This is a genomic window from Janthinobacterium sp. AD80 (assembly GCF_002878455.1).
Classification (GTDB): domain Bacteria; phylum Pseudomonadota; class Gammaproteobacteria; order Burkholderiales; family Burkholderiaceae_D; genus Janthinobacterium.
In genome coordinates this window covers 19,788-46,752 of sequence record NZ_NRDQ01000010.1, presented here as the reverse complement: position 1 = coordinate 46,752, position 26,965 = coordinate 19,788, and the positions used below count along the sequence as shown (strand labels likewise).

The 26,965-nt window shown below is 61.6% G+C and carries 17 protein-coding genes and 1 tRNA gene; 13 read left to right on the top strand and 5 right to left on the bottom strand.

Features of this window, described 5'->3' with window-relative positions; translation table 11 throughout:
- Positions 1-13 precede the first annotated feature (13 nt).
- The 3 genes from ybaL to JaAD80_RS02500 all read right to left on the bottom strand — a co-directional run bounded on the left by ybaL (position 14) and on the right by JaAD80_RS02500 (position 4,715).
- Positions 14-1,726: a YbaL family putative K(+) efflux transporter gene (gene ybaL, locus JaAD80_RS02510; protein ID WP_102292731.1), complete on the bottom strand. Its 1,713-nt coding sequence runs from the start codon at positions 1,724-1,726 to the stop codon at positions 14-16.
- Positions 1,727-1,938: 212 nt separating this feature from the next.
- Complete coding sequence (locus JaAD80_RS02505; RefSeq protein WP_102292730.1) at positions 1,939-3,060, bottom strand: beta-ketoacyl-ACP synthase III; 1,122 nt, start codon at positions 3,058-3,060, stop codon at positions 1,939-1,941.
- A gap of 203 nt (positions 3,061-3,263) precedes the next feature.
- The gene (locus tag JaAD80_RS02500; RefSeq protein ID WP_102292729.1) at positions 3,264-4,715 is read right to left on the bottom strand and encodes a S41 family peptidase; all 1,452 of its coding nucleotides are present in this window, start codon (positions 4,713-4,715) and stop codon (positions 3,264-3,266) included.
- A 328-nt stretch (positions 4,716-5,043) separates the two neighbouring features.
- On the opposite strand from JaAD80_RS02500, the gene JaAD80_RS02495 reads away from it, so the two are divergent.
- The 3 genes from JaAD80_RS02495 (at position 5,044) to JaAD80_RS02485 (ending at position 10,501) form a co-directional block, all read left to right on the top strand.
- Positions 5,044-5,622: a hypothetical protein gene (locus tag JaAD80_RS02495; protein WP_102292728.1), complete on the top strand. Its 579-nt coding sequence runs from the start codon at positions 5,044-5,046 to the stop codon at positions 5,620-5,622.
- A gap of 434 nt (positions 5,623-6,056) precedes the next feature.
- Positions 6,057-8,129 carry a M13 family metallopeptidase gene (locus JaAD80_RS02490; RefSeq protein ID WP_102292727.1) on the top strand — a complete coding sequence of 691 codons (2,073 nt, stop codon included), beginning with the start codon at positions 6,057-6,059 and terminating at the stop codon, positions 8,127-8,129.
- A 302-nt stretch (positions 8,130-8,431) separates the two neighbouring features.
- A complete protein-coding gene (locus tag JaAD80_RS02485; protein WP_102292726.1) occupies positions 8,432-10,501 on the top strand; it encodes a M13 family metallopeptidase in 2,070 nt (689 codons plus the stop codon).
- A gap of 183 nt (positions 10,502-10,684) precedes the next feature.
- On the opposite strand, the gene JaAD80_RS02480 is transcribed toward JaAD80_RS02485, so the two are convergent.
- Positions 10,685-11,248, bottom strand: a complete 564-nt coding sequence (locus tag JaAD80_RS02480) for a cytochrome c5 family protein (protein ID WP_102292725.1) — start codon at positions 11,246-11,248, stop codon at positions 10,685-10,687.
- Positions 11,249-11,447: 199 nt separating this feature from the next.
- On the opposite strand from JaAD80_RS02480, the gene JaAD80_RS02475 reads away from it, so the two are divergent.
- Positions 11,448-11,523, top strand: a tRNA-Arg gene (locus tag JaAD80_RS02475).
- Between the two features lie 193 nt (positions 11,524-11,716).
- On the opposite strand, the gene JaAD80_RS02470 is transcribed toward JaAD80_RS02475, so the two are convergent.
- Positions 11,717-12,358 (bottom strand): hypothetical protein, encoded by a 642-nt coding sequence (locus JaAD80_RS02470; RefSeq protein WP_146012238.1) that lies wholly within the window; start codon positions 12,356-12,358, stop codon positions 11,717-11,719.
- Positions 12,359-12,935: 577 nt separating this feature from the next.
- On the opposite strand from JaAD80_RS02470, the gene JaAD80_RS02465 reads away from it, so the two are divergent.
- The 9 genes from JaAD80_RS02465 (at position 12,936) to JaAD80_RS02425 (ending at position 26,912) form a co-directional block, all read left to right on the top strand.
- Positions 12,936-15,635, top strand: coding sequence for a TonB-dependent receptor (locus JaAD80_RS02465; protein ID WP_102292723.1), 2,700 nt, complete (start codon positions 12,936-12,938; stop codon positions 15,633-15,635).
- A gap of 187 nt (positions 15,636-15,822) precedes the next feature.
- Positions 15,823-17,175 carry an MFS transporter gene (locus JaAD80_RS02460; RefSeq protein ID WP_102292722.1) on the top strand — a complete coding sequence of 451 codons (1,353 nt, stop codon included), beginning with the start codon at positions 15,823-15,825 and terminating at the stop codon, positions 17,173-17,175.
- Between the two features lie 165 nt (positions 17,176-17,340).
- Positions 17,341-18,288 (top strand): glycoside hydrolase family 43 protein, encoded by a 948-nt coding sequence (locus tag JaAD80_RS02455; protein ID WP_102292721.1) that lies wholly within the window; start codon positions 17,341-17,343, stop codon positions 18,286-18,288.
- 16 nt (positions 18,289-18,304) lie between these two features.
- A complete protein-coding gene (locus tag JaAD80_RS02450; RefSeq protein WP_102292720.1) occupies positions 18,305-19,381 on the top strand; it encodes an aldose epimerase family protein in 1,077 nt (358 codons plus the stop codon).
- A 257-nt stretch (positions 19,382-19,638) separates the two neighbouring features.
- Complete coding sequence (locus tag JaAD80_RS02445) at positions 19,639-21,381, top strand: IlvD/Edd family dehydratase (protein ID WP_034752921.1); 1,743 nt, start codon at positions 19,639-19,641, stop codon at positions 21,379-21,381.
- Positions 21,382-21,393: 12 nt separating this feature from the next.
- Positions 21,394-22,386: an AraD1 family protein gene (araD1, locus tag JaAD80_RS02440; RefSeq protein WP_102292719.1), complete on the top strand. Its 993-nt coding sequence runs from the start codon at positions 21,394-21,396 to the stop codon at positions 22,384-22,386.
- On the top strand, positions 22,383-23,960 hold the full coding sequence (locus JaAD80_RS02435) for an aldehyde dehydrogenase (NADP(+)) (RefSeq protein ID WP_102292718.1): 1,578 nt from the start codon (positions 22,383-22,385) through the stop codon (positions 23,958-23,960). Before araD1 ends, JaAD80_RS02435 begins: the two co-directional genes overlap by 4 nt.
- A 77-nt stretch (positions 23,961-24,037) precedes the next feature.
- A complete protein-coding gene (locus JaAD80_RS02430; protein WP_102292717.1) occupies positions 24,038-24,805 on the top strand; it encodes an SDR family NAD(P)-dependent oxidoreductase in 768 nt (255 codons plus the stop codon).
- A gap of 187 nt (positions 24,806-24,992) precedes the next feature.
- Positions 24,993-26,912: a glycoside hydrolase family 97 protein gene (locus tag JaAD80_RS02425; RefSeq protein ID WP_180979262.1), complete on the top strand. Its 1,920-nt coding sequence runs from the start codon at positions 24,993-24,995 to the stop codon at positions 26,910-26,912.
- Positions 26,913-26,965 lie beyond the last annotated feature (53 nt).

Below are 26,965 nucleotides of genomic sequence, written 5' to 3'. Positions count from 1 at the left end.
GGAGGGTGCCGGCTTAATGTCCGCCATGCCCCTTCTTCGCCGCATCAAAACTCTGCAGCACGTGCTCGGCCATGCCATTCGCCAGTTCGTGTTCGCCAATGAACACCTTGCCGGCGTTTTCCGCGCGCAGCAATTCCGCTTCTTCCTCGCTGTGCGTGCGCACCACCGTCATGATGTGCGGGTTCAGCGCGCGCGCCGTCTCGATCATGGCGCGCACGTGGAAGGTGTCCGGCGTGGCGATGACGAGCATGGTGGCGTGCGTGATGTGCGCCTGGATCAGCACGGCCGGTTCGCCCGCATTGCCGGCCACGGCCGGTATGCCCTGCTTGCGCAGCTGGTCGACGATTTCACGGTTTTCCTCGGCCACGACAAAGTGGATGCCCCGCTCCATCAGGGCGGCGGCGATGCGCCGGCCCACGCGGCCATAGCCGACCAGCACGATCTGGCCCGAGAGTTTTTCCTGCGGCACCGTCATCGGCAGTTCGGCCAGCGGATCCGTGGTGCGCTCGAACTTGCGCGCGAAATCGCTGTTGTTCATCACGCGCAGCAGCGGCTTGGCCATGCTGAAGACCAGCGGGTTCAGGGCGATCGACAGGATGGCGCCGGCCAGGATCAGGCTTTGCCCTTCCTGCGGCATCAGGCCCAGGGACAGGCCCAGCGCGGCCAGAATGAACGAGAATTCACCGATCTGCGCCAGGCTGGCCGAGACGATGATGGCCGTCTTGGGCGGATAGCGCAGGGCCATGACGAGCAAGAAGGCGGCGATCGACTTGCCGAAGATAATGATGGCGCACACGGCCAGCACTTGCAGCGGCTTGTCGATGAGGATGTTGGGCTCGAACAGCATGCCGACGGAAACGAAGAACAGCACGGCGAACGCGTCGCGCAGGGGCAGGGATTCTTCCGCGGCGCGGTGGCTCAGCTCGGATTCGCGCAGCACCATGCCGGCGAAGAAGGCGCCCAGCGCGAACGACACGCCAAACAGCTTGGTCGAAGCGTAGGCGATGCCGACGGCGGCGGCGATCACGCACAGGGTAAACAGTTCGCGCGAACCGGTACGCGCCACTTGCCACAGGATCCACGGGAACAGCTTGCGTCCGACCACCAGCATGAAGATGATGAAGCCGGCCACTTGGCCCAGGGTCACGGCCAGGGTATGCCACAGGCTGACGGTCGCGGCATCCGGCGCGGCCTTGCCGCCCAGCACAGTGGCGAAGGCCGGCAACAGCACCAGCACCAGCACGGTGACGAGGTCTTCCACCACCAGCCAGCCGACGGCGATGCGGCCATTCAGGGAATCGAGGATGCCGCGTTCTTCCAGCGCGCGCAGCAGCACCACGGTACTGGCCACCGACAGGGCCAGGCCGAAGATCAGCCCGCCACCGAGGGTCCAGCCCCACCAGTGGGCCAGGCCCATGCCCATCGCCGTGGCGACACCGATCTGCAGGATAGCGCCAGGCAGCGCAATCTTGCGCACGTCCCATAAATCCTCGATGGAAAAGTGCAGACCGACGCCGAACATCATCAGCATCACCCCGATTTCCGCCAATTGCCCGGCTATTTCCGCATCCGCCACAAAACCGGGCGTGGCCGGTCCGATGATGATGCCGGCGGCCAGATAGCCGACCAATGCCGGCAATTTCAGGCGCGCGGCGATAAAGCCGAAGATGAGGCCGAACCCGAGGGCGGCGGCGATGGTGGTGATCAGACTGATGTCATGGGGCATGCGGGGTGGGTTCCTTATGGCGGCGTGCGGATGGAAAAAAGATGTTGCTCAGGGGGTAAGTATAAACGCAACAAAGCTGCGGCTGGAATAATCCTGCCGCTTTTTTTGAAAAAAACCTGCGCCACATCTTCGTGCAGGTGGCCGCGAACGCACCGCTATCGGCCATGAACTGCGCCTAATTCAAGGAATCAGGCAATGTTACACGGATGCGCTCAGACCTTGCGCACGATCACGCAGCCGATGGAGTAGCCGGCGCCGAACGAGCAGATGACGCCCGTGGCGCCCGCCGCCATGTCATCCTGATATTTGTGGAAGGCAATGATGGAGCCGGCCGACGAGGTGTTGGCGTAGGTGTCGAGAATCACGGGCGCTTCGTTCGCTTCCGCGTCGCGGCCCAGGATCAGGCGCGCGATCAGCAAGTTCATGTTCAGGTTGGCCTGGTGCAGCCAGTAGCGGGAGACTTGTGCCACTTCCACGCCGGCCTTGGCCAGGGTCGCCTTGATCATTTCGGCGGCCATCGGGCACACTTCCTTGAAGACCTTGCGGCCTTGCTGGCGGAACAGTTTGTCTGCCTTGCCCACGCCGGACTCGTCAAAACGGTTGAGGAAGCCGAAATTGTTGCGGATGGCGTTCGAAAAGCGCGTTTTCAGTTCCGTGCCGATGATCTCGAATTGGTGCTGCGATACGGCCGTGTCTTTCGCTTCGACGACGATGGCGGTGCAGGCATCGCCGAAAATGAAATGGCTGTCGCGGTCGCGCCAGTTCAGGTGGCCGCTGGTGATTTCGGGATTCAATACCAGCACGGCGCGCGCCTGGCCGCTTTGCACGGCGGCCACGGCTTGCTGGATGCCGAAGGTAGCCGACGAGCACGCCACGTTCATGTCGAAACCATAACCGTCGATGCCCAGCGCGTCCTGCACTTCGACGGCCATGGCCGGGTAGGCGCGCTGCATATTGCTGCAGGCCACCAGCACCATGTCGATATCGGCTGGCGTGCGGCCGGCGCGCGCCAGCGCATCGTGCGCGGCGGCGACCGCCATTTCAGCCTGCAGCGACAATTCGTCATCGCCCCGTTCCGGGATGCGCGACACCATGCGCGCCGGATCGAGGATGCCCTCTTTTTCCATCACATAGCGCGACTTGATGCCGGAGGCCTTTTCGATGAAGGCCACGCTTGACAGGTCCAGCGCCGTCACCTCGCCCGCGGCAATCGCGTCGGCGTTATCGGTATTGAACTTTTCCGCGTAGGCATTGAAGCAGGTGACCAGTTCCTCGTTGGAGATCGAAAATGGCGGCGTGTACAGTCCGGTACCGCTGATGACGACTTGTTTCATGGTTAAACTTTCAAATTTGGCAATCGACGTGGCGCCGATAAGTGAAGCAAATTTTACACAAACGTGCTCGACTGTAGAGAGTTTCGTGTTGCCGGGAGCGGCGATGTGTTGCGCCAGCTTGATTTTTGTCGCGTGGACGGGATAACGGGGCATGGTGCCCCCGCTGGGTGGGGGCAGACCCGGCGGGTCTGACCGCAAATTGCCTACTTTTTCTGTTCCTTCTTGACGTCGGCCTGCACCACCACGGGTTCCGCCTTCGCCAGTTGGACCGGCAAACCCTTCAAATGGTTCAGCGCCTGGTTCAGCTGGAAATCGTCCTTGCTGCCAAACTCCAGCGGCTTGCGGGTTTTTTCCAGAGCCAGGATGCGCAGCTGCTCTTCCATCTCGTCGTTGACGGGCGCTGCCCTGGCGCCGTCGTTGGCGCTGCCCTGGTCGCGGTCGTTGCTCAGGTGCTTGGTCAGGTCGGCTTCGCGGATGCGCAGGCCGTTCAAGCCGTCGCCGTCCGCGTTTTCATCGACCAGCAGGTCGGGCACGATGCCCTTGGCCTGGATCGAACGGCCATTTGGCGTGTAGTAGCGCGCCGTCGTCAGCTTGACGGCCGTGTCCGCCGTCAACTGGCGGATGGTTTGCACGGAACCCTTGCCGAAGGTTTGCGTGCCGATGATGGTGGCGCGCTTGTAGTCCTGCAGGGCGCCGGCGACGATTTCCGAGGCCGAGGCCGAACCTGTGTTGACGAGCACCACCAGCGGTACTTTCTTGATGGCCGCCGGCAGTTTCGCCAGCGCATCGCCTTCCGAGCGGAACATATAGTATTCGGCGCGGCCGTAGAACACCTGTTTCGAATCGGGCAACTGGCCATTCGTCGAGACGATGGCCGCATCCTTGGGCAGGAAGGCGGCCGACACGCCGATGGCGCCCTGCAGCACGCCGCCGGGATCGTTGCGCAGGTCGAGCACCATGCCCTTCAGCTGCGGGTCTTGCTTGTACAGCGCCGTGATCTGCGCCGCCATGTCGTCCACCGTCGGTTCCTGGAATTGCGACACGCGCAGCCACGCATAGCCTGGCTCGACCATTCTGGCCTTGACGCTCTTCTGGTGGATTTCCTCGCGCGTGATGACGAAGGACAAGGGTTGCGCTTCATCCTTGCGGGCGATGGTGATGGCGACCTTGGTGCCCGGTTCGCCACGCATGCGCTTGACGTTGTCGTCCAGGGCCACGCCCTTGACGGGCTGGCCGTCGAGGCGGGTGATCAGGTCGCCAGCCTTGATGCCGGCGCGGTAGGCGGGCGAATCCTCGATGGGCGAGACGATCTTGATGTAGCCGTCTTCGCTCAGGCCAATTTCAATGCCCAGGCCGACAAACTTGCCTTCGGAGCCTTCGCGCAGCTCGGCGTAGGCTTTCTTGTCCAGGTAGGCGGAATGGGGGTCGAGCGAGGCGACCATGCCGGAAATGGCTTCTTCCAGCAGTTTCTTGTCTTCCACCGGCTCGACGTAATCGGACTTGATCAGGCCGAACACGTCGGCCAGCTGGCGCAACTCTTCCAGCGGCAGGGGCGGTTCGACGGTTTTTTGCGCCATCGCGGAAAATTGCAGCGATACGGCGACGCCAGCCACCACGCCCAGGCCGATCAAGCCGGTATTTTTGAGTTTGCCCATCTTTGCACCTTTGCTGCGGTAGTGTCTTGCGCCAGCGCCAGTCCCCGTGGAGCGGCGCTTTCCTGAAAGTATAGACCTGAATCCCGGCCGGCGTTGGCAGGCCGGGGAAAATGGGTTCCATGGGCAAGTGTAGGGCGTAAACGGCGGCGGCCAGCTTGCCAAGTGTTGCGGTTTTGTATGCGATGTATAGTTAGTCTTGAGGGGAGTAAGCATTTGTAAGAGTCGAAAAAAAGCGTGTGCGGCGGCCCTATAGTGGATTCGCATTCTCGACCCGAAGTGGTTTTGCCTGCGTCTTCGGACGCAGGCTTTTTTTTTCGCCGGAGCCCCCATGCCATCGTTGACCTTTCCCCCTGCCTTGCGCCGCCTCTGCCTGGCTTTGCTGCTGGGCACTACGGCTTTGACAGCCTCGGCCGTGCCGATCGCCGACATGCGTCTGGAAGACTTGCTGCCCATGGCGCCCGATTTCAAGACGGAATTGAAGCTCAATGCCAATCAAAGCACCTTGTGGCAGCAGGTGGAAGGCAAAACCCGCCAGCTCTTGCGCGAACGCAAGGCGCGCCGCGAACGCCTGCAAGCGGGCGTGGCGCAGGGCTTGCAGGCGCCCGGGCTGGAACTGCGCGACCTGGCGGGAGGCCTGGACAATGAGGGCGCGCTCAGCCTGGCCGAAGACAAGCAGGTACGCGAGTGGTGGTTGAGCGTCAACGACGCGCTGGACGAACGCCAGCGCCAGATGGTGGCCCAGTTCATTGCCGGGCAAATGGCGCGCGTCATGGATGCGGCCGTGCCGCGCGGCGAGTTGCGCGGGGCGCCGCCTGGCGAACACGGCGCACGCAAAGGCGGCGGCAAAGGCGGCATGGGCGTGAGCATGGGCGCCGGCGGCGCGGGCATGAATGTCCCCGGCAACTGATCGGCTGGCAGTGTTGTGGTGAAAGTGTTGTAAGCGCCGCCACGGATTTGTTAGTCAATTGTTGTGCTTATGTATCGTAAAGTAAAAAAAATGCCTGCGCCGCAGCCTGCGGCCAGGCGTGGAGCATTCGCCTCCAGCCGCGCCGCGCCCGCCATGCTGGCGCCTGTCTGCCGGACAGCCAGGCGCAGGCACCGCTCCCAGCCTTGCCAGCGGCGCGGCAGGCGCATACTGTCTGGCGTCATTGTTGTCTAACCAAGTTTATACAGGGCTGGCTGAGCGCACGCATTGTGCCGCCGCCGGGGCGCCGGGGATGGTCAAGCCTTGTGTTGGCGTGCTACATTTCTGAAGCGCCTGGCGCGGCGGGCTCTTCATATGAGGCACTCCGCCAGAGGCTACCCGCCTGATCTCTTTGACATGCCCCATAAGGACAATCCGTGAACCGATACCTCTTAAGCAGTCTGACCCTGTCCCTGTTGGCTGCGTTTGCCAACGCCGCCGAACCGGCCACCGCCGCTGCGGCACCGACCGTCGCCCCGGCCGCGCCTGCCGCCGCCGGCGTTGTCTCCGGCATCGACGTGCAGTACATCGACCCCGCCGTGCGCGTGCAGGATGATTTCTTCACCCATTTGAATGGCAAGTGGCTGGCCACGACCGAGATCCCAGCCGACAAATCGAGCTGGGGTTCGTTCGCCAAGCTGCGCGACGACACGACGCCGCAATTGCGCGGCATCATCGAAGCCACGCAGCAGGACAAGAACCGGAAAGCCGGCTCCGAAGCGCAGAAAATTGGCGACCTGTACGCCAGCTACATGGATGAAGCCAAGCTGGACGCGCTGGGCGTGAAGCCGCTGGCCGGCGAACTGAACCGCATCCGCTCGCTGCGCGACAAAAAGGGTGTACCGGCCCTGATCGCCCACCTGAGCCAGAATGGCGTGGGCGCGCCGTACGCCGTCTACATTGGCCAGGATGCGCGCGCGTCGACCAAATATGCCGCGTATGTCAGCCAAAGCGGCCTGGGCATGCCCGATCGTGACTACTACCTGGAAGCCAAGCAGGCGGGCGTGAAGGAAAAATACCAGGCGCACGTGGAAAAAATGCTCGGCATGGCCGGCGACAAGAACGCTGCCGCGCACGCCAAGGCGGTGGTTGCCCTGGAAACGGCCCTGGCCGAAGTGCAATGGACCAAGGTCGAGAACCGCGACCCGGTAAAACGCTACAACAAGACCGATATCGCCAAGCTGAACGACCTGACGCCGGGCTACGACCTGAAAGCGGGTCTGGCTGCCTCGGGCATCGCCAACAAGGTCGATTACGTCATCGTCAACCAGCCGAGCTACCTGGCGGGTTTCAACAAGGTGCTGGCCGCAACCGACCTCGACACCCTGAAGGCCTACTTCGAATGGCACTTGCTGCGCAGCTATGCCAGCTACCTGTCGAAGAACTTTGTCGATGAGAACTTTGCCTTCTACGGTACGGTGCTCAGCGGCGTGACGGAAAACCAGCCGCGCTGGAAGCGTGGCGTGGGTTCGGTCGAGGCCGTATTGGGCGAAGCGGTGGGCAAGCTGTATGTGGCGCAATATTTCCCAGCAGAGCGCAAGGCGCACATGCAGGAGCTGGTGAAAAACGTGCTGGCCGCCTACAAGGAAAGCATCGATACCCTGGACTGGATGAGCCCGGAAACCAAGAAGGAAGCGCAAGCCAAGCTGGCCAAGTTCACGCCGAAGATCGCCTACCCGAACGTCTGGCGCGATTACTCGAAGCTGCAGATCGTGCAGGGCGACCTGGTGGGCAACATGATGCGTGCCGCCAACTTCAATTCCGCACGCCAGGTGGCCAAGCTGGGCAAGCCGATCAACCGCGAAGAGTGGGGCATGACGCCGCAAACGGTGAACGCCTATTACAGCTCGACGATGAATGAAATCGTCTTCCCCGCTTCCATCCTGCAGCCGCCGTTCTTTGACGCCAATGCGGACGACGCCGTCAACTATGGCGCCATCGGTGCCGTCATCGGCCATGAAATCAGCCACGGCTTCGACGACAAGGGCAGCCAGTCCGATGGCGACGGCAACCTGCGCGACTGGTGGACGCCGGCCGACCGCAAGAACTTCGCCGCCAAGGCCGACGCGCTGACCAAGCAATACGATGGCTACAGCCCATTGCCGGGCTACAACGTCAACGGCGCGCTGACCCTGGGCGAGAACATCGCCGACAATTCGGGCGTGGCGATCGCGTACAAGGCGTACAAGATCTCGCTGGGCGGCAAGCCGGCACCCGTGCTCGATGGCTTGACGGGCGACCAGCGCTTCTACATGGGCTTTGGCCAGGTGTGGCGCAGCAAGATGCGCGAAGCGCAGCAGATCGTGCAGATCAAGACCGACCCGCATTCGCCGGGCCAGTACCGCGCCAATGGCACCATGGTCAACCAGCCGGCCTTCTATGAAGCGTTTGGCGTGAAACCGGGCGACAAGATGTATGTCGCCCCGGAAAACCGCGTCATCATCTGGTAAGTGCCATTGAGATTTAGCTAAGCAGGTCGGATTAGCGGGGCCGCCGAGGCGCGCAAGCGCGTAATCCGACAATACCGCCGGTGCTAACAATGTTGTCGGCTTACGCCCTCTGGGCTAAGCCGACCTACGCCATGTAAACGTTATCTTGTCACCACAAAAAAGACCACCGTGCGTGGTCTTTTTTGCATTCTGGCAAAAGTTATTTCTGCCGTTTCGGCCGGTATGCTACAGTCAAAAACCGGGCCAGAAGCCTTGGGCGTTCTGACCCTTATATTCCACACAATACAATATTGAGGATTACCGTGAATCGTTATTTGTTAAGTGCATTGACCCTGAGCTTGCTGGCTGGCGTGTCCGGCATGGCTGGCGCTGCTGATACCGCCAAGAAAGCCGTTGCCACCACGGCCGCCGCGCCTGCCGCGCTGACCTCCGGCATCGCCATCGAATACGTCAACCCTGCCGTGCGCGCGCAGGACGACCTGTTCCAGCACCTGAACGGCAAATGGCTGGCCGAAACCGTGATTCCTGCAGACAAGTCGAGCTGGGGCAGCTTTGCCAAACTGGCCGACGATACGCAAACCCAGCTGCGCGGCATCGTCGAAGGCGCGGCCGCCGACAAGGCCCGCGCGGCCGGTTCGAACGCGCAGAAAATCGGTGATTTTTATAGCAGCTTCATGGACGAAGCCAAGCTGGAAAGCCTGGGCCTGACGCCCTTGAACGCGGAACTGGCGAAAATCGCCGCGCTGCAGGACAAGGCGGAACTGCCGGCCGTGATCGCCCATTTCAGCAAGCTGGGCGTGACTTCGCCTTACGACTTCGGCATCCACCAGGACGCCAAGGATTCCACCAAATATGTGGCCGACATCGTGCAAAGCGGCCTGGGCCTGCCTGACCGCGACTACTACCTGGAAGCAGGCAAGGCCGACACGCGCGCCAAATACCTGGCCCACGTGGAAAAAATGCTGAGCCTGGCCGGCGACGCGAACGCAGCCGCCAATGCCAAGGCTATCCTGGCGCTGGAAACGGATCTGGCCAAGGCGCAATGGAGCAATGTGCAGAACCGCGATCCCGTCAAGACTTACAACAAGGTGGAACTGGCGAAACTGGCCGAAGTGGCGCCAGGCTACGACTGGGCCCGCTACCTGAAGGACACGGGCATCGCCGGCAAGGTCAATTATGTGATCGTCAGCCAGCCCAGCTACCTGAAAGGCTTTGCCGAGATCGCCAACAAGACCCCGCTGGAGACGTGGAAAGCGTACTTCCAATGGCATTTGCTGCACGCCAATGCCGGCTACCTGCCAAAAGCGTACGTGGATGAAAACTTTGCCTTCTATGGCACCACCCTGACGGGCGTGACGGAAATGCGTCCGCGCTGGAAGCGTGGCGTGGGCGCCGTCGAAGGCGCGCTGGGCGAAGCCGTGGGCCAGCTTTACGTGGAGCAATATTTCCCGGCCGAGCGCAAGGTGCGCATGGAAGCGCTGGTGAAAAACCTGATGACGGCCTACCAGCAAAGCATCGACAAGCTCGACTGGATGAGCCCCGTCACCAAGAAACAGGCGCAGATCAAGCTGGCCAAGTTCACCACCAAGATCGGCTATCCGAACAAATGGCGCGATTATTCCGGCCTGGACGTGAAGGCGGACGACCTGGTGGGCAACATCCAGCGTTCGCACCTGCTGAACTACAACCGTGAATTGAACAAGCTGGGCCAGCCGATCGACCGCGACGAGTGGGGCATGACGCCACAGACCGTCAACGCCTATTACAACCCGGAACTGAACGAAATCGTCTTCCCGGCCGCTATCCTGCAAGCGCCGTTCTTCGACGCCAACGCGGATGACGCTGTCAACTACGGCGCCATCGGCGGCGTCATCGGCCATGAAATCAGCCACGGCTTCGACGACCAGGGCGCCCAGTACGACGGCGACGGCAACCTGCGCGACTGGTGGACCAAGGCCGACCATAAAAACTTCGCCAAGAAAACCAAGCAGCTGGTGGCGCAGTACAACGGCTTTAGCCCCATCCCTGGCCACCATGTGAATGGCGAGCTGACCCTGGGCGAGAACATCGCCGACAACTCCGGCGTGGCCATCGCGTATAAAGCGTACAAATTGTCGCTGAACGGCAAGAAAGCCCCGATCATCGACGGCTTCACGGGCGAACAGCGCTTTTACGCGGGCTTTGCCCAGGTATGGCGCATGAAGATGCGCGAAGCGCAGCAACTGGTCTTGCTGAAAACGGACCCGCACTCGCCAGGCCAGTTCCGCGCCAACGGCACCATGCGCAACCAGCCCGGCTTCTATCAAGCCTTCGACGTGAAACCGGGCGACAAGATGTACCTGCCGCCAAAAGACCGCGTCATCATGTGGTAACAGCAGTGCCAACGCGCTAGCGCCGAGCCGCCCCGCTATCAAGCCGGGCGGCTTTTTCACTTCCGTCGAGAACGTCGCGTAAGTCGGATGAGCGGCACGCGTAATCCGACAAATCGCCTGCTTATGCGCAGGCAAAAAAAAACCGCCCATCCGGGCGGTTCCTGGTTCAGCGCACCGGCTGAATTATTTGGCAGGCTCGGCGGCAGGAGCGGCAGCGCCGTCAGCGGCTGCGGCAGGTGCCGGCACTTCCGGTTCCTTGAACTTGCCGCCCGACGCGTTGGCGATGTAGACGACGGCGCGCGCCACTTCCACATCGTCGAGGTCGGGATTGCCGCCCTTGGCGGGCATGGCGCGCAAGCCTTCGATGGCGTGCTTCAGGACGGTATCGTAACCCTGGGCCAGGCGGGCCGACCAGCCGGCCGCATCACCAAATTTCGGCGCACCGGCCACGCCGGCGCCATGGCATGCCACGCAGGTGGCCGTGTACACGGCTTCGCCGCTTTGCAGCACTTTCGGACCGCTGGCATCCTTGAAGGTATAGCCGGCATTGGCCACGGGACTGAGGCGCTCGGCAATGGCTTCCGGCGACTGGCTGTCCGTGCCCGCGCCCGTCAGTTTTTGCGCCGTGACGAACTGCACCAGCAGGATGATGCCGATGACGGTGATGAGAAAGAAGCCAGCTACGGCGGCAAGCAATTGTTTAGGCGTTTTGATCGCTGATTGTTGTTCGTTATGTGCGTCGCTCATGATGTCCTTAGTCCAGATTTGAAACTGATGGCCGTGTAAGGTAGCATTTTTACATGCCTGGATGTAAACCTTTATGAAACCCACAATTATAGGCACAAAAATTGAGCAGTGACATGCAATTGCCGGCGATACGACAGTTTCCGTAGACGTAGGTAAAGAAAAACGGTATCCTTCGCATCACTTCAGAAATTCCCCCTACGCGGCTGTAGCTCAGTGGATAGAGTATTGGCCTCCGAAGCCAAGGGTCGTGGGTTCGATCCCCGCCAGCCGCACCAGATTTTCCAATAGAGTCAAATAGTTCTTGCGCATTTCGCGTTGCCATACATTTGATTATCTCAGTTCATTTCCAAGCGGCGATAAGTAAGCACTTTCTAATCAACAGTCCTGCGTGTATCAATACTTGTTGAACAGAGTTGTGTATGTACAGATACCTAATCCCTCAGTTATTCCCGCTGTACGTTGAGCTACTTATGGCACGGTGTAGTGCGTTTCTTCAAATCCCGCAGTGCGCATCCGGATCTCATCGCCAGATGCAAATTGAATTCCTTCAAGGTAGCCTATTTCTAGCTTTCTACCGGGGGCTATCTGTATCGACTTCCTGAAGAAGGCTTTGGTCGTTGGATTCAGTGTTCCCATGACAACCGAGAGTTGCAATGCTGACGTGTTCGTGAATATAGCGACCAATCCCCTGCCCATCGCAGAACGTCGCATCTCGATATGCACCGGGAGGACAGGCAGGCGCGATTTTTCGTGGTCGAGCGCCAATTGCACAGACTCGGCTTTAGACTTCTCCGCTTCGACATTTTCCCTTTCTGTGGCCAAAGCCTGTTCCTTACTATCCACTTCCGACGATAGTTGAGCGGACTTTGCAGCTAGGATCTGGGTGTCGGTACGGGACGCGTTGAGGTCTGACTTTAGTTCGGCCGAGCGTGTAACTTCTTTGGCAATCTCCAACTGCAAAGCAGCGACTGTCATTTTCTGCTCTTCAAGGTCGCGCGTCGCCTGGTAGTACAAGGCTGCAAGAATAATTGATGCGATGGACAGCACAGCCACAGCAGCCCACAAGACGACAGTGGTTCGCTGGCCTGCTGGTGATGAATCAGAATGCATAGATTCTTTCGGAAGAGGGACAGAGCTAGTGTAACGGTTGCTACTTGGAGTGTCCAATTGGCAATATTCGACGCAGGCGTGTCCATTGATTTGGCGTATGGGGCACTTTTCCCCGAATGATGTCGCTCGCTTTGTCGCGCCGTAGACTACCGAGATGCGCGCTTCAAAATAAATGTCGTGTGCGACACCGACGTCGTGACATGCTGTTCTCCCCGTTTCAACAAATTTAGCAGGACCTGCGCTGTCGCCTTCGACAAGGCCCTGTGCTACTCCTCAATCAACATTACATCTCTTATTCCAGGCGGCCAGTCGGCGTCTTGCGCGCTGGTCTGCCGCTTTTCTTGCCGTGCACCGGCGCTGCTGATTTTTTATTCAGCTTGTCTCGGAAACCGCCCACGACGCCCCTGCCGTTGTCCGTTTACAACCCTCCCAGTGCTCCAGCTGCCGATATCGAAATTGATATCAAAACAGTGGAAAAATTGATTGGAGAGATTATCGTCCAGCCCCTAAGATAAACGCCGAGCATGCGTTCGACATGCAAGCCGTATAAAAATATCAATACAATATCTGGAGATTCATGATGTCTTACGCCACCGGCCCGCTCGCGGCCATTTCCCCTCGTCCATTCACCTTGAAGGCAGCTGTTGCTGCACTGGCCGGTATCGGCTTGCTGAGCTCTGCCTCGGTCTGGGCGCAGGCGGATGTCGCGCCGGCACCCGTGGCGCCAGCGGCCGAGGTGGCCGCGGTGGCGCCTGCCGCCGCACCGCAAGCGGAAGGCGAAGTATCGGTCGTGACCGTCAGCGGCGTGCGCCGCTCGGCGCAAAACTCGCAGCAGATCAAGATGCGCTCGGACCAGGTCATCGATTCCATCGTGGCCGACGATATCGGCAAATTCCCCGACAATAACGTGGCCGAGACCCTGGCGCGCGTGTCCGGCATCCAGATTCGCCGCGATTCGGGCGAGGCCAGCGCCGTCATGATCCGCGGCTTGCGCGATGTCACGACCCTGCTCAACGGCCGCGAACTGTTTACCACCACGGGCCGCTACGTCAACCTGGCCGACATTCCCGCCACCATGCTGCAGCGCGTGGACGTGTATAAATCGCAGGGCGCCGACCAGGTCGAGGGCGGCGTGGCCGGCATCATCGACGTGCGCACCAACCGTCCCTTCGATTTCAAGGATTTCACGGCCAGCGTCAACACGCGCGCCATGTACAGCGACAAATCGAAGGCCACGGATCCGAACGTCAGCGGCATGGTATCGAACCGCTGGAAAACGGGCATCGGCGACGTGGGCGCCTTGTTCGGCCTGTCGCAGCAGCAACACCGCTACCACGAGGAACGCGCGTTCAATACGGCGCCCGTGGACAAAAGCTACTTTTCGCCGGGCCTGACGGCGCCGGATCAGGTCGGCTTGCTGCCGATCAAGGGCGACCGCCGCCGCACCACTGCCAATGCCGCGCTGCAATGGCGCCCGAACGCCGATGTGGAACTGTACGCGGAAGGCATGGCTACGCGTTTCCTGCTCGACTCGGAATCCGATTACTTCGTCGGCCTGCCATGGTGGGGCACGCCCGTGTCCGCCACCAAAATTCCCGGTACCGACCAGCTGCAAACGCTGACGTCGACCAACGTCAACACCATCATGTCGACGCAGGCGAACAAGAGCGAATCGAAGACGCACCAGTTCGCCGTGGGTGGCTTGTGGGAAATCAATCCGGAATGGCGTTTCACGTCGGAACTGGCCAGTACCAAGAGCACGTTTAACTGGCGCAACCCCATTCTCGACGCCATCACGCAAGTGCCGAACGCCACCATCAATACCAATCTGAACGGCACCCTGAACGTCGATTACAGCGGCATCGACCTGAAAGACCCGTCAAATTACTATCTGAAGGGCTTTTTCGACCGCTACGGCCAGGATGAAGGCAGCTCGAACGACTTGCGCGCCGACCTGGCCTACACGCCCGGCGCCGGCGGCTTCTTCAAGGAAATCAGCGTCGGCGTGCGCGGCGTGAAACGCGAAGCGCAATCGATCAAGAGCTATGAAGGCAATGCGGAAGCACCGGACGTGTCCGGCGCAGCATTTCCCTTCAACCGCCAGAGCGTGACTTCGATACCCGGCCTCAATTGCCTGTCGGAGCCGATGTCCAGCGGCGGCCCCAACTATGGCCTGAAGCAGTGGTACACGCCGTGCGCCAGCTTCCTGATCAATAACACGGGCGCCCTGCGCGAAGCCATCACGGGCAGCAGCGCCGCGCGCACCCTCGACCCAGGCTCCTTCTTCAAGGATACGGAAAAAACCTATTCCATCTACAGCAAGGCCAAGATCGCCTTCAAGCTCGGTGAATATCCGGTCGATGGCACCCTGGGCGTGCGCGTGGTGCGCACCGAGCAAAGTCTGCAGGGCAACAGTTCACAGGATGGCGTGTATACGCCCGTCATCAGCGACACTTCCAGCACCGATGTGCTGCCGAGCGTGGCACTGAAGATCAAGCTGCGTTCCGACCTGATCGGCCGTTTCGCGGCGGGCCGCACCATCAGCCGTCCCGGCTTTGCCCAGCTGAACCCTGGCGTGGCCCTGGTCAACTCGACGGAAACGGTCAAAGCCACGGGCGCGGGCGGCAATCCGAATCTGAAACCGGTGACGGGCGACAATTTCGATGCCGCCCTGGAATGGTATTTCGCGCCGGCCGGCTCCGTGAACGCCACCGTGTTCCACCACAAGTTCGACGGCTATATCCAGCAGCGCATTTCCAGCGAAACCATCGGCGGCAAGGTGTACGACGTGGACCGCCCTTACAACACGGGCGCCGGCAAGCTGCAGGGCCTGGAAATTGGCTATCAGCAGTTTTATGACGGCTTGCCGGGCATCTTGAACGGCCTGGGCTTGCAAGCGAACGGCACCTACATGAGCGGCAAGACGGACGACGAGACGGGCAGCCATGCCATCACGGGCGTGTCGCGCTACGCCTACAACCTGGTCGTGCTGTACGAAAAAGACGCGTGGTCGGGTCGTTTGGCCTACAACTGGCGCTCGAAATTCATCGACAGCTACAACCAGGGCGGCCCCGGCCTGGACTTGAAAGTGGCAGCCACGGCCCAGCTCGACGGCTCGCTGTCGTACAAGATCAACGACCAGTTCACCTTGACCCTGGATGGAAATAACTTGCTCGATACCAAGTTCAAGGATTACTGGAACGAGCCGGGCGTGTATGCGCGCGATACGCGGCGCTACGACCGCACCGTCGGCCTTTCCCTGCGCTGGAAAATGTAAAACGTCCATGGCTGCGTCGCATTGCCTCACCGTACTTTTCGTACTGTCGTCGGCAATGCGCCTTGCCCTGAACGTTTTACAGGAGTGAAAAGCAGTATCCAAGGGCGTTGCCATGGTTTCGGCCGGCAGCGCCCCTGTCAGTTGGGCAGTCAGGCACGATTCATCATAAAAAGAATGGACGGAAAGCATGGAGACGCAAAAATTATCTACCGTTGAAAAGGTCGGCTTCGGCGCCGGCGACATGGCGCTGAATGTCGTCATCTCGTCGATGATGTTGATCATCACCTTTTTCTATACCGATATCTATGGCTTGAAAACCAGCGACCTGGCCCTGCTGTTCGTGGCCGTGAAAGTGGTGGGCGCCATCGCCGACCTGGTCATGGGGCAGATCACCGACCGCTACAGCTTCGCCTCGGGCCGTTATCGGCCATACCTGCTGTGGCTGGCAGTGCCATTCGGCGTCAGCGTGTTTTTCGTTTTCACCACGCCGGAATGGGGCTATGACGCCAAGCTCATCTGGGCATATTCCACGTATATCCTGATGACCATCATGACGGCCGGCGTGGGCATCCCCTACATCTCGCTGATCAGCGGCCTCACCAGCGACCCGCACGAGCGCCTGTCGGCCAACGGCTACCGTTTGTTCTTCGCCAAGATCGGCGCCTTCATGGTAACCATCGTCGTGCCGATCCTGTCGCAGCGCTGGGGCGGCGGCAACCCGGCCGTGGGCTATCAGGCGGCCATGGCCGTGATGGCTGTGATGGGCGTGGCCCTGTTCCTGTTCTGCTACTTCACCACCACCGAGCGCGTCGTCCACGTGGTCGAAAAGCAATCGCTGCTGGAACAGCTGCAAGTGCTGCTGAAGAATGACCAGTGGCTGGTACTGTGCGGCGTGTGCGTCACCGGTACGGTGGGCTACGTGGTGCGCGGTTCTGTCGCTATTTACTATGCGAAATATTATCTGGGCGGCGACACGGAAACCGTGGCGGCGTTCTTGACCACGGGCGTGGTGGCGGCCATCCTGGCCATGATCGCTTCGACCTGGATCACCAAGTTCTATTGCAAAGTAAAACTGTTCCGCTATTCGCAAATTGGTGTGGCGCTGATCAGCCTGGCGATCTATTTCTTCGTCAAGCCGAGCGACACGGTGCTGGCCTTCGCTCTGTATTTCCTGCTGTCCTTTGTGGTGGACTTGCATGCGCCCGTGTTCTGGTCGGCCATCGCCGAGACCATCGATTACGGCCAGGTGAAAACGGGCAAGCGCGTGTCCGGCTTCGCCTTTGGCGGCATCTCCGTCTGTCAGAAGGCGGGCATGGCCGTGGCGGGTTTCCTCGTCGGCATGTTGCTGTCGTATTTCGATTACCAGCCAAACCATGAGCAAACGCAATTCGCCCTGAACGGCATCGCCCTGATGCTGTCGATCATCCCCGGCTTCTTCCACCTGCTGATGGGCCTGCTGATGTTCAAGTACCGCATCAGCGATGACTACTACCGTGGCGTGAAAGTGGAAATGCACAAGCGCGGCTACGTGGCTGCGTGAGGACACCTGAGCTAACCTGCTGCGCGTCGGTATAGGCGGCCTGCGATGCTCACCGTACTAGAGTACGGTTGCGCTTCTCAGCCACCTCTCCCTTCCGCTCGCTACGGTTTGCTCAGGTGTTGTAAGGCAAACTAATTTAATCTGATGAAATGATTTGGAGTGCTTATGGCTGAAGTCCTGACCCCGCTGATCGAACAACGTGCCGATCCGCACATTTACCGCCACAGCGACGGCTATTATTACTTTACGGCTTCCGTGCCGCAGTACGACCGTATCGAGCTGCGCCGTGCCGACAGCATCGCCGGCCTGGCCGATGCGCAACAAGTCGCCGTCTGGCACAAGCCGGAGACGGGTCCGTACAGCGAGCTGGTGTGGGCGCCCGAGCTGCACTTCAACCAGGGCGCCTGGTATGTGTATTTCGCCGCCGCACCGAGCCGCGAGATCAAACATAAACTGTTCCAGCACCGCATGTATGCGATCCGCAATACCAACGCCAACCCGCTCGAAGGCGAGTGGGAATTCATGGGCCAGGTCGACACGGGCATCGACACCTTCTGCCTGGACGCCACCACTTTCGAGCACCATGGCCAGCTGTATTACCTGTGGGCACAGAAAGATGTGGCCATCGAAGGCAATTCCAACCTCTACATCGCGCCGATGGCCACGCCATGGCAGCTGGGCGGCCCGCCCGTGATGCTGAGCAAGCCGGAATTCGACTGGGAAATCCGCGGCTTCTGGGTCAACGAAGGGCCATCCGTGCTGAAGCGCAACGGCAAGATCTTCATCAGCTATTCCGCCAGCGCCACGGATGAAAACTACGCCATGGGCTTGCTGTGGGCCGATGACACGGCCGACCTGCTCGATCCAGCGGCGTGGAGCAAGTCGCCCGAACCCGTGTTTGCCACCTGCTACGAGCACGGCATCTACGGCCCTGGCCACAACAGCTTCACCACGGCCGAAGATGGCGACGGTGTATTGCTGGTGTACCATGCGCGCACCTACACGGAAATCGTTGGCGATCCTTTGTGGAACCCGGACCGCCATACCTTTGTCAAACCGCTGCGCTGGGATGCGCAGGGCATGCCCGTGTTTGGCCGTTCATCGACCCTGTAAACCTGGACCCCACGCCATGACCTCAGTTGATTCCGCTTCTGTTTCAGTGACGCAAGCACCGTTCGGCATCTTGCCTGACGGCGCCCACGTCAGCGTCTTTACCCTGAGCAACCGCCAGGGCATGCAAGTCAAGGTGCTGGACTTTGGCGCCATCATCAGCGAAATCCACGTGCCGGACCGCAATGGCACCTTTGCCGACGTGGTGCTGGGGTTTGAGCGCATCGAACCCTACCTGCACAATGCAGCCTTCCTGGGCGCCGTGATCGGCCGCTTCGGCAACCGCATCGCGGAAGGGCGCTTCAGCCTGGATGGCAACGATTATCAGCTGGCCGTAAACAACCCGCCGAATCACTTGCACGGCGGCCTGCAGGGCTTTCACCAGGTCATGTGGCACGCCGAGCCGTTCACCAGGGACGACGCCGTCGGCGTCACGTTCACGCGCAGCAGTCCGGACGGTGAAGATGGCTATCCCGGCAAGCTGGACGTCACGGTGGTGTACGAGCTGGACAACGACAACGCGCTGAGCCTGCGCTACCACGCGGTGACGGACCAGGCCACCCCCATCAACTTGACCAACCACAGCTATTTCAACCTGGCTGGGCAGGGGCATATCCTGGGCCACGAGCTGTCGATCAACGCGGACCACTACCTGCCCGTCGACGCGGGGTCGATCCCCACGGGCGAACTGGCGGACGTGGCCGGCACGCCATTCGACCTGCGCCAGCCCACCGTCATCGGCGACAGCATCGACTTGCCGCATGAGCAGATCCGCATCGGCCGGGGCTACGACCACAACTTCGTGCTGAATAAACAGGCAGGTCAGTTGCTGAACCTGGCCGCCAAGGTGCGCGATCCCGCCTCGGGCCGGGTGATGCAGGTGTACACGCAGGAGCCGGGTATCCAGTTTTATTCCGGTAATTTCCTCGACAGCAGCCAGTACGGCAAGCTGCGCGCCATCAGCTACCGCAGCGCGCTATGCCTGGAAACCCAGCATTTCCCCGATGCGCCGAACCAGGCGCATTTCCCCGGCACCATCCTGCGCCCGGGCGCGGTCTATCAGACGGAAACCGTCTATCGGTTTTCCGCAGAATAACCGTCGCAGCTCCCTGCGGTCTGGCCCGGCGGGCGAATATGCCCGATGGGCAGATTCCGACCCCGAAGGGATAGACCAGCCCACGCCCTGCCGCCATGCGCTCGCAGGGCGTTTTCATTGGTGCATGCCGATATCGTTTTCGATATCGGAACGCTATAAAAATTGATTGGAAAGGCATGGCAGGATTCTTTAGTATTCCAACATCGCTGCCCGGGCTGACGACATTAGATCCGGCATGGCACAACCAGGAGAATTGCATGTCTGAGACAAAAAAGAAGGTTGCCCTGCGCTCCGCCGAGTGGTTCGGCTCGCAGGACAAGAATGGCTTCATGTACCGCAGCTGGATGAAAAACCAGGGCATACCTGACCACGAGTTTCATGGCAAGCCCATCATTGGCATCTGCAATACCTGGTCCGAGCTGACCCCGTGCAATGCGCATTTCCGCCAGCTGGCCGAACACGTCAAGCGCGGCATCCTGGAAGCCGGTGGTTTCCCGGTGGAATTCCCCGTGTTCTCGAACGGCGAATCGAACTTGCGCCCGACGGCCATGCTGACGCGCAACCTGGCGTCGATGGACGTGGAAGAATCGATCCGCGGCAACCCGATGGACGCCGTCGTGCTGCTGGTCGGCTGCGACAAGACCACGCCAGCGCTGCTGATGGGCGCGGCCAGCGTCGACATCCCCACCATCGTCGTCAGCGGCGGCCCCATGCTGAACGGCAAGCTCAATGGCAAGGACATCGGTTCCGGCACGGCCGTATGGCAGCTGCACGAGCAGATGAAAGCCGGCTCCATCACCCTGCATCAGTTCATGTCGGCCGAGTCGGGCATGTCGCGTTCGGCCGGTACCTGCAATACCATGGGCACGGCCTCGACCATGGCCAGCATGGCCGAAGCGCTGGGCACGTCCCTGCCGCACAACGCGGCGATCCCCGCCGTCGATTCGCGCCGCTACGTGCTGGCGCACATGTCGGGCATCCGCATCGTTGAAATGGTGCACGAAGACCTGCGCCTGTCGAAAGTGCTGACGCGCGAAGCGTTTGAAAACGCCATCAAGGTCAACGCCGCCATCGGTGGCTCGACCAATGCAGTGATCCACCTGAAAGCCATCGCCGGCCGCATCGGCGTGCCCCTGGAACTGGAAGACTGGACCAAGGTCGGCCGTGGCACGCCAACCATCGTCGACCTGCTGCCGTCGGGCCGTTTCCTGATGGAAGAGTTTTACTATGCGGGCGGCTTGCCGGCCGTCATACGCCGCCTGGGCGAGGGCGATTTGCTGCCGCACAAGAATGCCTTGACCGTCAACGGCAAGTCGCTGTGGGACAACTGCGTCGAAGCGCCGATCTACAACGATGAAGTGGTGCGCACCTTGGACAATCCCTTGCTGGCCGATGGCGGTATCTGCGTGTTGCGCGGCAACCTGGCGCCACGCGGCGCCGTGCTGAAACCATCGGCCGCCTCGCCGCACCTGATGCAGCACCGTGGCAAGGCCGTCGTGTTTGAAGATTTTGAACATTACAAGGCGCGCATCGTTGATCCGGATCTGGATGTCGACGCGAACTCCGTGCTGGTCATGAAAAACTGCGGCCCGAAAGGCTATCCGGGCATGGCTGAAGTGGGCAACATGGGCTTGCCGCCAAAACTGCTGGCGCAAGGCATCACCGACATGGTGCGCATCTCGGATGCGCGCATGAGCGGCACCGCCTACGGCACCGTGGTGCTGCACGTGGCGCCGGAAGCCATGGCCGGCGGCCCGCTGGGCATCGTCAGGGATGGCGACATGATCGCCCTCGATTGCCATAACGGCAGCCTGAACATCGACATCAGCGACGCGGAAATCGCCGAGCGCCTGGCGGCCCGCGAACTGGGCAGCGCGCCAGGACCGAAGAGCGGCTACCAGCAACTGTATATCGAACACGTGTTGCAGGCCGACGAAGGCTGCGATTTCGACTTCCTGGTCGGCAATCGCGGTTCCGCCGTGCCGCGCCACTCACATTAAGCGGAGAGAATCATGCTGTTGCTGCAATTTACGAATGAACACGGCGGCCGCCTGGTCGGCCTGCTGCAAGACGACCAGATCCGCGTTATCGAAGGCTACAACACGAGCTATGCGCTGGCGCAAGACGCCATCCGCAAGAAGGTCAACCTGGCCGAACTGGTCAACGCCACGGTCGGCAACACCACGCACCTGTATGCGGACGTGGCCGGCAGCGGCCGCCTGCTGCCGCCGCTGGACCACGCGGATGAGGCGCACTGCTACGTCACGGGCACGGGCCTGACCCACCTGGGCAGCGCCGGCGCGCGCGACGCCATGCACAAGAAAATCGGCGGCGATGCGGAGTCCCTGAGCGACTCCATGAAAATGTTCCGCCTGGGTGTCGAAGGCGGCAAGCCCGCCGCTGGCACGGCCGGCGCCCAGCCGGAATGGTTCTACAAGGGCGACGGCTCCATCGTGCGCGCTGGCGGCCAGCCGCTGCGCATGCCGGAATTTGCCCTCGATGGCGGCGAAGAGCCGGAAATCGCCGGCCTGTACGTGATCGGCGACGACGGCCAGCCGTATCGCGTCGGCTACGCCATCGGCAATGAATTCTCCGACCACGTCACGGAACGCCAGAACTACCTGTACCTGGCCCACTCCAAGCTGCGTGCCTGCAGCGTGGGACCGGCCTTGCTGGTGGGCGAATTGCCTGCGCATATAGACGGCACCTCGCGCGTGCTCGACGCGGCGGGCAATGTGCGCTGGGAAAAAGCCTTTGTCAGCGGCGAAAACAATATGTCGCACACGATCGCCAACCTGGAACATCATCACTTCAAGTATCCGCTGTTCAAGCGCCCTGGCGACGTGCATGTGCACTTCTTCGGCACGGCCACCCTGAGCTTTGCCGATGGCATCAGCGTGCAGCCGGGCGAAACCTTTGAAATCGAAGCGCCGGCCTTTGGCCCTGCCCTGCGCAACCGCCTCGATGTCTTCCCAACCGAATTTGCGAAAGTGAGCACATTATGAGTTTTATCATCACCGGTGATGCACTGATCGGCGGCGTTGCCGTCAAAGGTAATGGCGGCTCCTTCGAAGCCTGGGACCCGTCCGCCCGCGCGCACATCGCGCCCGCCTTCCACATGGTCGACGCCGCGCAAATCGACGAAGCCTGCCTTTTGGCGCAAGCCGCCTTCGACCCGTTCCGCGCCACCACGGATGCGGAACGCGCCGATTTTCTCGATACCATCGCCGCGCAAATCATCGAACTGGGCGACGAGCTGATCGTACGCGCCATGACGGAAAGCGGCTTGCCGCGCGCGCGCCTGGAAGGCGAACGCGGCCGCACGGTGGGCCAGCTGAAACTGTTCGCCGGCTTGCTGCGCGAGGGTTCCTGGACAGATGCGCGCATCGACAGCCCGCTGCCGGACCGCGTGCCGCCACGCCCGGACTTGCGCTTGCGCATGATCGGCCTGGGCCCCGTCGCCGTGTTTGCGGCCAGTAACTTCCCGCTGGCCTTCTCGGTGGCCGGTGGCGATACGGCCTCGGCCCTGGCTGCCGGCTGTCCCGTCGTCCTGAAAGCCCACTCGGCCCACCCGGGCACGTCGGAGCTGGTGGCGCGCGCCATCGTCAAGGCGATTGCCATCTGCAAGCTGCCGGCCGGCGTGTTTGCCTTGCTGACCGGCACCGGTAATGGCATCGGCCAGGGCCTGGTGGCCCATCCGGCCATCCAGGCCGTCGGTTTCACGGGTTCGCGTTCGGGCGGCATCGCCCTGATGAAAGTGGCGGCCGAGCGTCCACAGCCGATACCCGTCTATGCTGAAATGAGCAGCATCAATCCCGTCTTCGTGCTGCCGCAAGCGCTGGCTGCCCGTGGCGCGGCGATCGCCAGCGGCTTTGCCGCCTCGCTGACCATGGGCGTGGGCCAGTTCTGCACCAATCCCGGCCTCGTGCTGGGTTTGGAAGGCGCTGACTTTACGGCGTTTGCGGCCGCCGCCGCCGACGCGCTGGCGCCGGCGCCAGCGGCCACCATGTTGACCGCTGGCATCGCCAGCAGCTATGCCAAGGGCGTGGCCGCGCTGGCGCAGCATGCCGACGTGACACCGCTGGTGCAAAACGCGGGCGAAGAAGGCAAGGGCGCCGCCGCCCTGTTCGTCACCTCGGGCGAGGCCTTCCTGGCCAAGCACGACCTGCGCGATGAAGTCTTCGGCCCGGCTTCCCTGCTGGTGGCGTGCCGGGACATGGAACAATTGCTGGCGATCACGGAAAGCCTGGAAGGCCAGCTGACGGCCACCCTGCAGATGGATGCGGGCGACCTGGAAGACGCGCGCCGCCTGTTGCCCGTGCTGGAGCGCCGCGTGGGCCGCATCCTGGCCAACGGTTTCCCGACGGGCGTGGAAGTGTCGACAGCCATGGTGCACGGCGGCCCGTTCCCGGCCACCTCGGATGGCCGCAGCACCTCGGTGGGCACGGCCGCCATCAACCGCTTCCTGCGCCCTGTGTCCTACCAGAACCTGGCGCAGGACTTGCTGCCGGAGTCGCTGCGCGACGATAATCCGCTGGGCATCTGGCGCCGCAAGGACGGCGTATTGGGCAAGGAATAACAGCACGGCGGGCCGTATATCATGCGGCCCGCTGTTGTTGCGCGTAGTACCTAAAAAAATAAACAGGTGGAGACAAGATGAAGCAATTGGCGAAATATGGCAGCTTGCAGGGCAAGCGCGTGTTCATTACGGGTGGCGGCAGCGGCATCGGCGAATCCCTGGTGGCGGAGTTTGCCGCCCAGGGTGCCGTGGTGGCGTTTGTCGATATTGCCCGTGAAGCGAGCGAGGCCCTGTGCCGCCGCCTGGCCGAAGCGGGCGTGACGGCGCCCCTGTTCCGCCATTGCGACATCACGGATATCCCCGCGCTGCAAGCCGTCATGGCCGAACTGGCCGACAAGCTGGGCGACTTCGATATTCTCGTCAACAATGCCGCCAACGACCAGCGCCACCAGGCGCAGGATGTCACCCTGGAATACTGGAACGAGCGCATTGCCATCAACCAGCGCCCGATGTTCTTCACTTGCCAGGCCGTCTTCGAGGGCATGAAACGCCAGGGCGGCGGCTCGATCATCAACGTCAGTTCGATTTCTTGGCACATGAAGTCGGGCGGCTACCCCGTGTACGCCACCACCAAGGCGGCTGTCGTCGGCTTGACGCGGGGCCTGGCGCGCGATTTCGGCGCGCATAACATCCGCGTCAATACCGTCACGCCCGGCTGGGTCATGACGCAGCGCCAGATCGACCTGTGGGTCGACGACGCGGCGGAACTGGAAATCAAGAAAAGCCAGTGCCTGCCCAATAAACTGATGCCGCAGGACATCGCCGCCATGGTGCTGTTCCTTGCCTCCGATGACGGCGCCATGTGCTCCTCCCAGGAATTCATCGTCGACGCCGGCTGGGTTTGACAAAACGTCCAGGGCGTTGTTGCCTTGCCTAGCCGTACTTTCGTACTGTCTTCGGCAAGGCACCTAGCCCTGGGCGTTTTGTCGGGCGCGGGCCTTCCCGCAGCCCAATCGCTACCTCCATTGCAGCACCGCTCTTGCCGCCCCAACCCCGCGGCAGGAGAGGCATCGCCACATCCGGAAGCCGAACATGAAAATTCTCGTTTGCAGCATCGCCCTCGTTTGCGCCAGCGCCGCCAGTGCGCAAGGCACGCAGGCATTGCACAGTCCCGACGGCACCTTGCACGTCAAGGTCGCGCCTGGCCCTGCCGGTACCATCACCTATGCCGTGCAGCGCGCGGGCATGCCCGTCATCCTGCCGTCGGCCCTGGGACTGCAGTTTGCCGGCCTGGACCTGTCGCGCCAGCTGACCCTGGAGCCAGGCTCGGCCATCACGCCCGTGTCCGAGCGCTATACGATGGCCACGGGCAAGCGCCGTGTCATCGACTATGCGGCCAACGAGCAGCGCTTCAGCGTGAAAAATGCGCAGGGGCACGCCATGGACGTGGTGTTCCGCGTGTCCAACGATGGCGTGGCCTTCCGCTATGTGCTGGGCCAGGTGCCTGGCAGGGCAGGGAGCATGCTGCAGGAAAGCACGGCGTTCCGTTTTGCACCGTCCACGCGGGCCTGGCTGCAACCGATGCAGGTGGCGCAGACGGGCTGGATGAATACCAATCCCGCCTACGAAGAACATTACCGCATGGATATCCCGGTGGGCACGCCGTCGCCGCTGGCGGCCGGCTGGGTCTTTCCGGCCCTGTTCAAGTCGGGCGACACCTGGGTGGCGCTGACGGAAGCGGACATGGATGGCAGTTTCCACGCCTCGCGCCTGCAGGCGCATTCCAGGGGCGGCGTCTACCGCATCGGCACGCCGATGGCGGCCGAAGTGGCGCCAGGCGGCGCCTTGCTGGCGCAGGCGGCCACGGGCTTGCGCTCGCCATGGCGAATCCTGGCCATCGGCAGCCTGGCCACGGTCATGGACAGCACGCTGGGCACCGACCTGGCCGCTCCCGCCATCGCCTTCGACGCGGCCAAGGTGCTGCCCGGCCATGCGGCCTGGAGCTGGGGCTTGCTCAAGGATGACGCTACCGTGTATGCGGTGCAGAAACAATTCATCGATTACGCGGCCGACATGCGCTGGGACTACGTGCTGGTCGATGCGGACTGGGACCGCCAGATCGGCTACGCGAAAATCGCCGAACTGGCCGCGTATGCGGCAGGCAAGAATGTAGGCCTCTTCCTCTGGTACAACTCCTCGGGCAACTGGAACAAGACCACTTACTCGCCGAAAGGCAAGCTCTTGACCCAGCAGCAGCGCGCAGCGGAATTTGCGCGCCTGGCCGGCATGGGCATCAAGGGCATCAAGGTGGATTTCTTTGCCGGCGATGGCCAGTCGATGATTGCCTATTATTTAGGCATCCTCAACGATGCGGCGCAACACGGCTTGCTGGTCAATTTCCATGGCGCCACCTTGCCGCGCGGCTGGGCCCGTACGTATCCGAACCTGATGACAGCCGAAGGCGTCAAGGGACTGGAGTTCACCACCTTTGAGCAGCGCGACCAGGATGCCATGCCCGCGCACGCGGCCATGCTGCCGTTTGCGCGCAACCTGTTCGACCCCATGGATTTCACGCCCATGGTATTTGGCGACGTGCCGAATATCCGCCGCGCCACGCGCAACGGCTTCGAGCTGGCCCTGCCCGTGCTGTTTTTGTCGGGCGTGCAGAACTTTGCCGAAGTGCCTGCGGGCATGGCCAGCGTCCCTGCCTATGTCAAAACCTTCTTGCAGGAACTGCCGCGTAGCTGGGATGACAGCCGCTTCCTCGATGGCGTGCCCGGCCAGTATCTGATGCTGGCCCGCAAGGCAGGCGAGCGCTGGTATGTGGCCGGCATCAATGCCCAGGATGCGGCGCAGACGTTTACCGTGGACTTGTCCTTCCTGGAAGGCAAGCGCGGCGCCCTGATCACGGACGGCGCCAGCGAGCGTGCATTCAGCCAGCAGGAAATTGCGGCCGGCAAGGCCGTCATCACGATCAAGCCGCATGGCGGCTTTGTAGCCGTATTTAACTAAACCCCAAAAGCAGATACCGGGGGCGGACCCTCAGGGCCCGACCCCGGCTTCTG